The sequence below is a fragment of the Kribbella polygonati genome (assembly GCF_050320105.1).
Classification (GTDB): domain Bacteria; phylum Actinomycetota; class Actinomycetes; order Propionibacteriales; family Kribbellaceae; genus Kribbella.
Genome location: NZ_CP190129.1, coordinates 41,911 through 54,261, shown reverse-complemented (window position 1 = coordinate 54,261; position 12,351 = coordinate 41,911). Strand labels below are relative to the sequence as shown.

Genomic DNA, 12,351 nt, shown 5'->3' with positions numbered 1-12,351 from the left:
GGCTGGAAGTCCGGGTGGAGATGCCCTCATGGGTACTGACGCGCCCGTCCGCGGCTGACACCGTCGGACGCATGAGAAGACGTACTTTCCTCGCTTCGGTTGCCGCTGCTTCGTTGACAGGGATCCAGACGGCGTCCGCGGCCACCGACCGCATCCTGCGCCTGCCCGCTCCGACCGGACCGTGGCCCGTTGGTACGACGACCCGGGCCCTGACTGACCGGGCGCGTTCCGACCCGTGGAACGGCTCCCCCACTCGTGAGATCGCGTTGACCGTGTTCTACCCGGCAACCGGAGTACGTGGGTGTCAACGCGCACCGCAGCTCGCCCCCGCCGCGGCTGAGGTGTTCAAGCAGCTGGACGCCGGTCTGCTGCATCCAGAGCTCCCCACAAGCGGCGTGGACTGGGCAGCCACCCTGACGCACTCTTACGTCGACGCGCCCGCTCTGCCCGGCCGACGCCCGACCCTGCTGTACAGCCCGGCCGGCGCGGACCCGCGGACCATCGGCACCTCACTGGCCGAGGACCTGGCGAGCCATGGGTACGTCGTGATGACCATGGACCACCCTGGTGAGGCCAGCGAGGTCGTCTTCCCGGACGGGCGCCTGCGGACCATCGAGATCAGCCCTGACGTTCAAACGGACCCGGTGCAGTCGCGGCTGATGATGGACACGCGCTTCGCGGACATGCGCTTCGTCCTGGACCAGCTGGACGAGCCTGTCGGGGTGTACGGGCACTCGGCCGGCGGAGCCACGGCCGCGGTCTCGTTGGCACATCCAAACGTGCGCGCAGCCATCAACCTTGAGGGCTATCTCGACACACTGGACGGCGAGCTCTACGACATCGCCAAGAAGCCCTTGCTACTGGCCGGAACCGACGGCTTCCGCGACGCCCGTTTCGACCGCAGTTGGTCCGCCGTGATGGCCCAAGGCGGTCCGGTACGCCGGGTCCAACTGACCGACGCCAACCACTGGATCTGGACCGACTACGCGGCCCTGGCACCCCAGCTGCAGTCAGCCGGCCTGATGACCGCGGCCCAACGCGCCAAGCTGATCGGCTCCTCGTCCTGCGGCGTTCCCGAAGTACGGCGGCTGGTCCGCGGATTCTTCGGCCCAACCTTTCGGCGTTGACGTGCATCGAGGTGGGTGACACGACTCTCCGAAGGAGGCCGGATGGCCAGAACGGCGATCGCCGTGGGGGCGGTGATGACGGTGGCGGCGCTTGTACCTGCGCCCGCACAAGCCACCACTGAACAGGCAACAGCTGCCTGTTCGATGACCCTGGGCACCGTGACCGTGCAGGGCGATCACAAGTTCCAGCGGATCACGGCGACCGCACCGATCACGGTCGGGGCGCCCCACGTGGGACCGAAGGCGCTGTTCCCGGTGGACCAGGTACGACTCGCGTCGTCGGTCGGCTGGGAGCCCGATCCACCGTCGGGCATGGCGAACCGCGGGTACGTACGAATCGTCAACGACCTCTACCGGTTCCGGTACGTCACCGACACGACAACAGGCCAGCTCGACCCGGCGTCAGTCGAGAAGACGAAGGTGGGCGGCGGCTGGATCCACCAGACGTACTTCGAGAACTCGACCAACCACACGTACGCCTTGGAAGGCAACGTCATCACGCGCTGGACGGTGGAGGGGTCCGTCTGGCGCAACAAGGCGACGTACACCGGGTTCTCTGCTGTCAAGACGATGGCCCTGCTCAGTCAGACGCGGACCTACGACACGTTCCTGGCCAATACGCGCGGCGGGGCGCTCTACACGATCCGCATCCCGTCGAGCGGCGCCCCTGTCGTCAAGAAGGTGCGTACGGCGACCTGGCAGAAGTTCGAGACGCTCGTCGCGGAGAAGTGCGGCAAGCAGAGCACCCTGCTGCTGGCGATCGACAAGGACACTAGGGCCGGTTACCTGTACGCCGTGAGCCACGCCAACGGCGCGGCCACCGTCATCAAGGGCCTCGGCCAGGTCGGCAACCAGCTGGCGGCCCCGGAGGACAAGGCGTACTTCCGCTACTACCCGTCGAGCACAGAAGCGGACGCACTGCTGTACGGAGAGTGACTTGAGTGCCTGGTGACACTGGAATCACCAGGCAACCAAGGGGTAGACCGTGACCCGGACCCGAGTGGCTATTGCGGACGACGACGTCCTGCTGCGCGAGGGACTTGCCAGCCTGCTCGAGCGATCCGGGTTCGCGGTCCTCGGTACGGCGGGCGACGGCCCGGAGCTGCTGGAGCTGGTACGGCGGCACGGGCCGGACCTGGTCGTGGTGGACATCCGCATGCCGCCGGAGCACCTCACCGAAGGACTGGACGCGGCGGACGTGATCCGTCGCGAACGCCCGGACACCGCCGTGGTCCTGCTGTCCGCCCATGTCGAGGTCGAACACGCCCTACAGCTCATGGCCGCGGGACACGGCGTCGGCTACCTCCTCAAGAGCCGTGTGACCGACGTCGAGGAGTTCCTGGAGAGCCTCCGCCGCGTAGCCCGTGGCGGGTCCGTGGTCGACCCGGCGTTGGTGCAGGAGCTGGTCGACGCCCAGCACCGCAACGACCCCCTGGCCGTGCTCAGCGAGCGCGAGCGGGAGGTGCTTTCGCTTGTCGCACAAGGGCGTTCGAACGCCGGAGTGGCCCGCCGGCTCTGGGTCACCGAGGGGACCGTGGAGAAGCATGTCCGCAGCATCCTCACCAAGCTGGACCTTCCGGAGACGACTGATGACCACCGTCGCGTCCTGGCCGTCCTGAGGTACCTGGACGGCCGCTGATGAACCGCCACGCCGGCGTTGCCGGACGGGTGGTGATCGCCAGCGGCCTGCTGATGGTGCTGGTCGGCTCCGGCTTCGTCGTACTGCTGGTGTCTGTGCAGGGTCTGCGTACGTCGGAGCACCAGGCGCAGCACACGTCCGCAGTACTGGCCAGCGCGCACCAGGTCGAGCGGCTGGTGTCCGACCTGGCGACAGGGCAGCGTGACTTCGTCATCACCGGTCAGAAGAAGTTCCTGCAGCCGTGGGAGCAGGCGGCCGAGGCACTGCCTGCCCAGACCAAAGGCCTGCAGCAGTTGGTGGCCGGCACCCCGGACGAGCTCTCCCGCGTCCAGGAAGCGGGACGCATGATCACGTCGTACCTGCAGAACTACTCGCTCCCGCAGATCGAGGCGGCCCAGAAGGACCCGGACTCGGCCCGGACCGCGACAGCCATTGCCGAAGGCACGCAACGGGTCACCGCCATCCGTTCGGTGCTGGACGCGCTGATCACGTCCGAACAGCAGCTGTCCACGACCCAGCAGCAACAGACCGACACGATCGCCGACCGGGCGGTGGTGGCGGCGGTCGAGGGGCTGTTCGGCTCCGTCGTCCTGGTGCTCGGGTTCACGATGTACCTGACCCGCGCGATCGTCCGGCCGGTCCGGGTCACCGCCGAGATGGCGAACCGGCTGGCCGCGGGCGACCTCGCCGTCCGGGTCCCGGAGACCGGCGTCGGCGAGATCCGCACATTGGAGCGGACCTTCAACACGATGGCGGCCTCCCTCGGCCGGGCGAGCGCGGACCTGGAGGCGTCCCGGGCCCGGATCGTGCGGTCCGCGGACGAGACCCGGCGGCGGATCGAGCGCGACCTGCACGACGGCATCCAGCAGCGGCTGGTCTCGCTCACGCTGGACGTCCGCGCCCTGCAGGCCGACGGCGCGGCCGCCGAACTCGATGGCGTGGCCAACGGTCTCGCGGCGGCCCTGGACGAGCTCCGCGAGATTGCCCGCGGCATCCATCCGGCGATCCTCAGCCAGGGCGGGATCGCCCCGGCGGTCCGGATGCTGGCCCGCCGTTCGAAGCTCCCGGTCGAGGTCACGGTCGACGTACCGGCCCGGCTCCCCGAAGCGGTGGAGGCGGCGGCGTACTACGTGGTCTCCGAGGCGCTGACGAACGCCGCCAAGCACGCGGACGCGTCCGGCGCGGTGGTCGACGTACGGCTCGAACAGGACCGGCTGCGGCTCTCGGTCCGCGACGACGGCCGCGGCGGCGCGGACCCGGCGAAAGGTTCCGGTCTGGTCGGACTCGCCGACCGGATCGCGACCCTCGACGGCACGCTGAAAGTCGAAAGCCCTTCAGGTAAAGGCACTACGCTCACCGCGACGCTGCCGGTGTAGTACAGGCAGCAGGGATGCCGCCGCGGTCCGGCGCTGCGATCCTGGTGCCATGCGGTGCGTGATCGTCGACGACAGCCGGCGCTTCCTGGACGCGGCTCACCGACTGCTGGTCCGCGAGGGCGTCGCGGTCGTCGGTACGGCGACCACGACCGCCGAGGCCGCCGGACTGATCGGGCAGCTCCGCCCGGACGTCGTCCTGGTGGACATCGACCTCGGCGGCGAGAGCGGGTTCGACCTGATCACCCGGCTGCGCGCGGCCGGCGAGTCCGCGCCGATGATCCTGATCTCCAGCCACGCCGAGCAGGACTACGCGGAGCTGATCGCGGCCAGCCCGGCGATCGGGTTCGTCGCCAAGACCAGCCTCTCGGCCGGCGCGATCCGCCGCCTCCTCAACACCTGATCACGCCGGCTCGATCATGCTGTTCGGCCACGCCGTACGACGGCGTCGAAGCCGGCCGCCAGCAGCAGTACGGCGCCGGTCACGACCCACTCGTACCCGGACGAGTTCGAGCCCTGGATCAGGTCGCTCATCCCGTTGATGATCACCGCCACCACCAGGCCGCCGAGGACCGCGTCGATCATCCGCCCGCGGCCGCCGAACAACGACGTACCGCCGATCACCGCCGCGCCGACCGCCAGCAGCAGGGTGTTGCCGGCCCCCGCGTTCGACTGCACCGACTGCAGCAGCGACGCCGCGACCAGACCCGAGATCGCCGCCATCCCGGAGCACAGCACGAACACCGAGATCCGGATCCGGGAGACCGCGACGCCGCCACGCCGGGACGCCTCCTCGTTGCCGCCGACCGCGTACACGTGCCGCCCGTACCGCGTCCGGCTGAGCGTGAAGTGCCAGACCACGAACAGCACCGCCAGCAGTACGACGACCCACGGCTCGCCCTCCGCCTTGTTGCTGAAGAACGCGTTGCTGACCAGGTTCCGGTTGATGCCCATCTCGTAGGTGAACGCGACGCCGAGCAGGCCCACGCCGATCACCTTCGCGGCAATCACCACCACCGGGGTCGCGGGCAGCCCGTTCCGCCGCCGCGACCGCGCGTCGGTCAGCTTCAAGGCGGCGTACCCGAGCACGTACACGCCTAGCAGCACCCAGCCGAGCCACAGCGGCACGAAGCTGTTCTCCAGCGAGATCAGCGGCGTACCTGCCGGCAGCGTCACCGAACCCTGGCCGCCGATCAGGATCAGCGTCAGGCCCTGGAACGCCAGGAACGTCGCCAGCGTGATCACGAACGACGGGATCCCCGCCCGCGCCCGCAACCAGCCCATCACGAACCCGATCACCAGCCCGACCGCGAGCCCGGCCAGGATCGCCAGCCACCAGTACCACCCGTGCCGCAGCATCAGCACCGCGGTGATCGCCGAGCACAACCCGCCGGTGGTGCCGGCCGACAGGTCGATCTCACCGAGCAGCAGCACGAACACCAGACCCATCGCCATCACGATGATCGGCGCGGCCTGGATCACCAGCGCCTCCAGGTTGTACGCGCTCAGGAAGCCCTGGTGGACGATCGCGAAGAACGCCGTGATCACGATCAGCCCGACGATCGCCGGCGCGGAGCCCAGCTCGCCGCCGCGCAGCCGGGCGAGGTAGTCGCGCAGGTAGGAACTCAGCGCGGCCGCCTCCCGATGCCGCGGTGCCTTGTCGTCGTGCCGTGGTGTGTCGGCAACCACCGTGTTCATACGGCTCCCGCCAGTCCCAGGTCGCCCGATCGGCCGGACGTGATCAGCTCGACGACCTGCGTCTGCGTCACGTCCGAACGCCGTACCTGGGTCGCCATCCGGCCCAGGAACAGCACGGCGATCGAGTCCGCCACCTGCATCACGTCGTTCATGTTGTGCGACACCAGCACGACCGCGACGCCGCGGTCCGCGAGCCGCCGGACCAGCTCCAGCACCTGCTCGGTCTGCGCGACCCCGAGGGCCGCGGTCGGCTCGTCCAGGATCACGATCTTCGAACTCCACAGCACCGACTTCGCGATCGCCACCGTCTGCCGCTGGCCACCGGACAGGCTGGCCACCTTCTGCCGGACCGAACGCACCGTCCGGACCGACAGCGACGCCAGCGTCTGCGCGGCCAGCTGCTCCATCGAGTTCTCGTCCAGCGTGTGCAGCCGGCTGATCCGCTCCCGGCCGAGGAACATGTTGCCGACCACATCGAGGTTGTCGCACAGCGCCAGGTCCTGGTGGACGATCTCGATCCCCAGATGGGCGGCGTCGCGCGGCTCGTGCAACTGGTGCGCCGTACCGTCGACCAGGATCTCGCCCTCGTCGATCCGGTAGATGCCGCCGATGCACTTCACCAGCGTCGACTTGCCCGCGCCGTTGTCCCCGACCAGCGCGGTCACCTCGCCGGCCTCGGCGCCGAAGTCCACCGACGTCAGCGCCATCACCGGGCCGAACGACTTGCCGATGCCGTGCAGTTCCAGGGTTCTCACGGGGTGTGGATCCCGTTCTGGGCGCACAACTGAACCAGTGCTGCCGTCGGGCAGACCGACTTCGCCGGCACGTACCCGTCCGTCACCGGCAGCGCCACGTTCTTCTTGGTGATCACGGTCGGCGTCGCCAGGTACGACGGGACCTGACGGCCGCTGGCTGGATCCTTGATCGTCGCCGGAGCCGTCGGCTTCTGGCCGGACAGGATCTGGCCCGCCAGCTTGATCGCCACGTCTGCCTCACCGGCGACCGGCTTGTAGATCGTGAAGCACTGGGTGCCCGCCATCACGTTGTCCAGGCCGCCCGCGGTCGCGTCCTGACCGGACACCGCCACCTTGCCGGACAGGTTCTGCGACTTCAGCACGTTGATCACCGACTGCGCCATGGTGTCGTTCGCGACCATCACCGCGCCCAGGTTCGGGTTCTTGCCGAGCATCGTGGTGAACACCGCCTGCGCGGTCGCCGGGTCCCAGTTGCCGGTCTGGTCGCCGAGCTTCGTCCAGCCCTTCTGCTTGGACAGCACCGAGTTGTAGCCCTCCGCGAACAGAGTCGCGTTGTTGTCGGTCGGCGCGCCGTCGATCTCGACGTACCCGACCGCGCTCTTCCCCGCGACCTGCGGGCAGGACGTCAGCGCGGTGCCCTGCTCCTGGCCGACCTTCACGCCGTCGAACGAGACGTAGTACGCCGCGGAGCCGCCGGCGGTCAGCCGGTCGTAGTCGATCGTGACGACGTTGTGCTGCTTGGCCAGCGACTCGATCGCCTTGCCGGACCCGGAGTCCAGGTTCGTCACCAGCAGTACGCCGACGCCCTTGTTGATCAGCGCCTGGGCCTGCGACTCCATGTTCGTCGCGCTGCCGTTGGCGTTGTCGATGTAGCAGGTCAGCTTGTTGTCGGTGCACTGCTTGCGCAGCTCGTTCGGGTCCGCCGACACCCAGCGGGGCGAGGTCGCGGTGTCCGGCAGCAGCACGCCGACCTTCGCGTTCGCCGGCGGCGCCGTCGTACCGCCGCTCGACGACGAGTTGTTGTTACTGTTGCCACAAGCAACGAGACCGGCCAGCAGTACCACGGTGGTCCCGGTCAGCGCGACAGCTCTGGATGATGTTCGCATCGTCCGTCCTTCGTGATCGCCGCAGGGTTCTCTTCCCGCCAGCATGCGATCCGGTACGCCGTCGCGTCCTCGCTGCAGGCCGGAACACCGCCGTACCTGCTAGCAGGGGGTCGGATCTCCAGCCAGCGTGACTGCACCCGTCGCGGACCGGAGCGATGGTGCAGGTATGGCCACTTCCACTGCACATCCCTCGACGGAGCGGAGCCGGCCCGGACTGCGACGGGACATCGGTTTCGTCGGCCTGATCTGGGCGTCCGAGGGATCGATCATCGGCTCCGGCTGGCTGTTCGGCGCCCAGGGCGCGCTGGCCACGGCCGGCCCCGCGGCGATCATCTCGTGGGTGATCGGCGGTGTCGCGATCCTCATCCTGGCGCTGACGCACGCCGAGCTCGGCGGCATGTACCCGGTCTCCGGCGGTACGGCGCGGTTCCCGCACTACGCCTTCGGTGGCGCGGCCGGGGCCTCGTTCGGCTGGTTCTCCTGGCTGCAGGCGGCCACCGTGGCACCGATCGAGGTGCTCGCCATGATCACCTACGGCACCCACTACTCGTTCGCAAAGGGGTGGGAGCGGACCAGCGGCGGCGAGCACATCCTCACCGGACCGGGAATCGTGGTGGCCGTGCTGCTGATGGCCGCGATCACCGCGATCAACTTCCTCAGCATCCGGCTGCTCGCCCGGACCAACAGCGCCGCCACCTGGTGGAAGGTCGGCATCCCGCTGCTGACCATCTTCGTGCTGGCGATCGCGCAGTTCCACGGCAGTAACTTCACCGCCGCCGACGGCTTCAACCCGGGTGGTGCGAAGGGCATCCTGTCCGCGGTCTCCACCAGCGGCATCATCTTCGCCCTGCTCGGCTTCGAACAGGCCGACCAGCTGGCCGGCGAGAGCAGCAACCCGCGCCGTGACATCCCGCGCGCGGTGATCGGCTCGATCGTGATCGGCGCGCTGATCTACATCGCGCTGCAGGTCGTGTTCCTCGGCGCGCTGCCCGCGTCGCAGGTCCAGGGCACCTGGGCGACCGCGGCGTTCAACACGCTGACCGGCCCGTTCGCACAGGTCGCGACGCTGGCGTCACTCGGCTGGCTGGCCACGATCCTGTACATCGACGCGATCGTCTCGCCCGGTGGTACCGGCCTGATCTACATCACCGGCAGCTCGCGGGTCTCGTACGGGCTGAGCCGCAACGGGTACGTCCCGTCGGTGTTCGAGAAGACCAACGAGCGCGGCGTACCGTGGGTCGGCCTGATCACCGCCTTCGTCATCGGCTGCGTGTGCTTCCTGCCGTTCCCGAGCTGGCGGTCGCTGGTCGGGCTGATCACCAGCGCGAGCGTGCTGATGTACGCCGGGGCGCCGCTGTCGCTCGGGGTGTTCCGGCGCCGGCTGCCCGAGGCGACCCGCCCGTACCGGCTGCCGGGGGCGTCGTGGATGTCGCCGCTGGCGTTCGTGGTCGCGAACCTGCTGATCCTGTGGTCCGGCTGGGTCACCGACTGGAAGCTCGGCGTCGCGATCCTGATCGGGTACGTGATCCTGGTCGCCAACCGGGTCTTCAAGATGAACCCGATCACGCCGCAGCTCGACCTGAAGGCCGCGCAGTGGCTGCCGGTGTACCTGGTCGGGATGGGGCTGATCGTGTACCTGAGCGACTTCGGACCGCTCAAGCACCCGTGGTTCCCGCTCTGGTGGGACATCGTCGCGGTGGCGGTCTTCAGCCTGGTCATCTACTACTGGGCGATGGCGGTCGCGCTGCCGTCCGAGCGGATCACCGACATGGTCAACCAGGTCGTACTGCCGGAGGAGGCCGACCTGCAGACGTGATGGCGGATCCCCAGGCCATCACAATCGCCGTCGGCGCAGCTGATCTACGCTCAGCTGCGCCGATCGCGTGCGGTTGTGATGGCGTGCAGGTCCGCGCCTACAGCTCGACCAGGTCGAGCAGCTGCCCGAGCTCCTTGGAATCGAGCTCGCGCAGCTGCCCGGTGTGCAGGTTGCCGCGGCGGACCGGGCCGATCGCGGTCCGGGTCAGCCGCTTCACCGGATGCCCGACCGCGTCGAACATCCGCCGTACGATCCGGTTCCGGCCCTCGTGCAGGCTCATCTCCACCAGCGTCCGGCCGGGGACGGTGGACACGATCTTCACGGTGTCGGCGCGCGCCGGTCCGTCCTCGAGATCCACACCGTCCAGGAGCCGGCGCAGTACCGCCGGTTTGACGTTGCCGTCGACCTCGGCGACGTACGTCTTGGAGACCTCGTACGACGGATGCGCGAGGCGGTGCGCGAACTCACCGTGGTTCGTGAGCAGCAGCAGGCCCTCGGTGTCGGTGTCCAGCCGCCCGATGTGGAACAGCCGCTCCGGGCGGTCCTGGACGAAGTCGGTGATACACGGCCGCCCCTGCGGGTCGGACATCGTGGTGACGACGCCGCGGGGTTTGTTCAGCACCAGGTAGACGTTCGCGCTGACCGGCGGGATCCGCTCCCCGTCCACCCGGATGACCGCGGTCTCCGGATCGACCCGCACCCCGAACTCGGTCACCACCCGCCCGTCGACCTCGACCCGCCCCTCCTCGATCATCAACTCCGCGTTCCGCCGCGAAGCCACCCCCGCCCGAGCCAGCACCTTCTGCAACCGAACCCCGGCCTCATCCCCCATACCGCACCCCATCCCCAGCCGACTCACCGTCGGAGTGCAGCTCACCTACGCCGTCCCCACCACCGACGACGCCTCTGTCGGCCCCGTCACCCACGGACACCTCTTCGTCCACCTCAACCGTGGGCTCGTCATCCACCTGCACACCACCACCCCCGGAGGTAACCCCTCCCGGCTCCAGCTCCTCGCGGTCCCCCTCCGCCGCGTGCGCACCAGACTCATCGCTCGAGTCGTCCACCAACACCTCGTCCGCCGGCACACCACCGACGACGTCACCGCCAGCCCCAGCACCCACCAAGGCCGACCCAACCAGCTCCACCCGCTCCCCCGCGTGCGCACCAGGCTCGCTTGTGTCCTCCACCAACACGTCGTCCATCTGCCCATCATCCGCGGGCCCATGACCCGCCTGGTCCGCCGGCTCGTGGTCCGCCGACGCGTGGTCGGCCGGCGCACCACCCGCGGACCAGTCGCTCGGCTCGTCCGCCATCGACTGGTCGGGCTGCGTACCCTCCGTGGGATCCTCGCTCGGCTCGCCCGCCGACCCGTGGTCGGCCGGCTCGTGGTCCGCCGGCTCGTGGTCCGCCGGCGTACCACTCGCAGACCAGCCGCTCGGCTCCTCCGCCATCGACCGGTCGACCTGCGTACCCTCCGCGGGATCCTCGCTCGGCTCACCCGCCGACCCGTGGTCAGCCGGCGCGTGATCCGCCGCCGCGTGATCCGCCGGCGCACCACCCGCGGACCAGTCGCTCGGCTCCTCCGCCATCGACCGGTCGACCTGCGTACCCTCCGCGGGATCCTCGCTCGGCTCACCCTCCGACCCGTGGTCAGCCGGCGCGTGGTCCGCCGACAGGTGGTCCGCCGCCGCGTGATCCGCCGGCGCACCACCCGCGGACCAGTCGCTCGGCTCCTCCGCCATCGACTGGTCGACCTGCGTACCCTCCGCGGGATCCTCGCTCGGCTCGCTCGCCGAGGCGTCGCCAGCTGCTGTGGGGTTCGGCGTACCCGGCTCGAGCTCGTCGTTCGCGTCGTCCGTGGGGGCGGCGGGTGTCAGCTGGGGTTGTTCGGTGGTGGGGTCGTCGGCCGAGGCGCCGGGTTCTTCGGCTGTGTCCGAGGGCTCGGCGGGTGGGAGGGTTTGGGCGGCCAGCTCTTCCTCGATGTCGTCCATCTCCGGGAGGTACGGCGCCAGCTCCGGGAGGTCGTCGAGGGACTGCATGCCCATGCGTTCCAGGAAGTACGTCGTGGTGCGGTACAGCGTGGCCTGCGACTCCGTGTCCGAGCCCGCCTCCTCCACCAGACCGCGGGCGACGAGCGTACGCATGACGCCGTCGACGTTCACCCCACGGATCGCGGAGACGCGCGCCCGGCTGACCGGCTGCTTGTACGCGACCACCGCCAGCGTTTCCAGCGCCGCCTGGGTGATCCGCGACTGCTGGCCGTCGAGCACGAAGCGTTCGACGTACTGCGCGGCGTCCGGGCGTGTGTAGTACCGCCACCCGCCGCCGACCTCCCGCAGGTCGAACCCACGCCCCTGCTCGGTGTACTCCGCCGCCAGCCCCGCGAGCGCCGCCGCGATATCCCCGGTAGGCCGCCCCACCGCCCGCGCCAACGTCAACACCGGCAACGGCTCATCCGTCACCATCAAGATCGCCTCGAGCGCCCGCCGCATCGTTTCGTCGTCGACAACCCCCTCGTCCCCCAACACCAACTGCCCCGCCGGCAGGAAGTCCTCATCCCCACCAGCAGCACCGCCGGCCGACGCATCCTCCACCGCCCGATCGCCGGCCCCCGAACCATCCTCGCCAGCAGCAACTGACGGCCGCTCACCAGAGGCGGACCCTTCCTCGCCCTCCACAGCTACCGGCTCATCCCCCGCGCCGACCACGCCAACGGTGGTGGTGTCGGTGGGTGCTGGCTGCGCCGAGCCATCGGCGGAGGTGGGTGCATCCTCGTCGTCTGCGACTGACGGCTGGTCGCCCTCGGACACCTGCTGTGCCCGCTCCGCCGCGGG

At 69.5% G+C, this 12,351-nt stretch carries 11 protein-coding genes; 6 read left to right on the top strand and 5 right to left on the bottom strand.

Annotated features, from left to right (window positions below):
- Nucleotides 1–71: 71 nt before the first annotated feature.
- The 5 genes from ACQHIV_RS00230 to ACQHIV_RS00210 are packed head-to-tail and all read left to right on the top strand — an operon-like array spanning nucleotide 72 to nucleotide 4,542.
- Nucleotides 72–1,127 carry an alpha/beta hydrolase gene (locus ACQHIV_RS00230; RefSeq protein ID WP_427890437.1) on the top strand — a complete coding sequence of 352 codons (1,056 nt, stop codon included), beginning with the start codon at nucleotides 72–74 and terminating at the stop codon, nucleotides 1,125–1,127.
- A gap of 42 nt (nucleotides 1,128–1,169) precedes the next feature.
- Nucleotides 1,170–2,063, top strand: a complete 894-nt coding sequence (locus ACQHIV_RS00225) for a hypothetical protein (protein WP_427890435.1) — start codon at nucleotides 1,170–1,172, stop codon at nucleotides 2,061–2,063.
- A gap of 49 nt (nucleotides 2,064–2,112) precedes the next feature.
- Entirely contained in the window at nucleotides 2,113–2,766 is a 654-nt protein-coding gene (locus ACQHIV_RS00220; protein WP_380202458.1) for a response regulator, read from the top strand.
- The gene (locus tag ACQHIV_RS00215; protein WP_427890433.1) at nucleotides 2,766–4,142 is read left to right on the top strand and encodes a CHASE3 domain-containing protein; all 1,377 of its coding nucleotides are present in this window, start codon (nucleotides 2,766–2,768) and stop codon (nucleotides 4,140–4,142) included. The genes ACQHIV_RS00220 and ACQHIV_RS00215 overlap by 1 nt, the downstream gene beginning before the upstream one ends.
- A gap of 49 nt (nucleotides 4,143–4,191) precedes the next feature.
- Entirely contained in the window at nucleotides 4,192–4,542 is a 351-nt protein-coding gene (locus ACQHIV_RS00210; protein ID WP_427890431.1) for a response regulator, read from the top strand.
- A 14-nt stretch (nucleotides 4,543–4,556) separates the two neighbouring features.
- Here ACQHIV_RS00210 and ACQHIV_RS00205 read toward each other — a convergent pair whose 3' ends face one another.
- The 3 genes from ACQHIV_RS00205 to ACQHIV_RS00195 are packed head-to-tail and all read right to left on the bottom strand — an operon-like array spanning nucleotide 4,557 to nucleotide 7,698.
- Entirely contained in the window at nucleotides 4,557–5,837 is a 1,281-nt protein-coding gene (locus tag ACQHIV_RS00205) for a sugar ABC transporter permease (RefSeq protein WP_427890430.1), read from the bottom strand.
- Nucleotides 5,834–6,592, bottom strand: a complete 759-nt coding sequence (locus tag ACQHIV_RS00200) for an ATP-binding cassette domain-containing protein (RefSeq protein WP_427890428.1) — start codon at nucleotides 6,590–6,592, stop codon at nucleotides 5,834–5,836. The genes ACQHIV_RS00205 and ACQHIV_RS00200 overlap by 4 nt, the downstream gene beginning before the upstream one ends.
- Nucleotides 6,589–7,698, bottom strand: a complete 1,110-nt coding sequence (locus tag ACQHIV_RS00195; protein ID WP_427890426.1) for a sugar ABC transporter substrate-binding protein — start codon at nucleotides 7,696–7,698, stop codon at nucleotides 6,589–6,591. Before ACQHIV_RS00195 ends, ACQHIV_RS00200 begins: the two co-directional genes overlap by 4 nt.
- A gap of 166 nt (nucleotides 7,699–7,864) precedes the next feature.
- Here ACQHIV_RS00195 and ACQHIV_RS00190 point away from each other — a divergent pair, with 166 nt between their 5' ends.
- Nucleotides 7,865–9,514, top strand: a complete 1,650-nt coding sequence (locus tag ACQHIV_RS00190) for an APC family permease (protein WP_427890424.1) — start codon at nucleotides 7,865–7,867, stop codon at nucleotides 9,512–9,514.
- Nucleotides 9,515–9,611: 97 nt separating this feature from the next.
- Here ACQHIV_RS00190 and ACQHIV_RS00185 read toward each other — a convergent pair whose 3' ends face one another.
- A complete protein-coding gene (locus ACQHIV_RS00185; RefSeq protein WP_427890422.1) occupies nucleotides 9,612–10,346 on the bottom strand; it encodes a pseudouridine synthase in 735 nt (244 codons plus the stop codon).
- A complete protein-coding gene (scpB, locus tag ACQHIV_RS00180; RefSeq protein ID WP_427890421.1) occupies nucleotides 10,336–12,111 on the bottom strand; it encodes an SMC-Scp complex subunit ScpB in 1,776 nt (591 codons plus the stop codon). The genes ACQHIV_RS00185 and scpB overlap by 11 nt, the downstream gene beginning before the upstream one ends.
- Nucleotides 12,112–12,351: the final 240 nt, after the last annotated feature.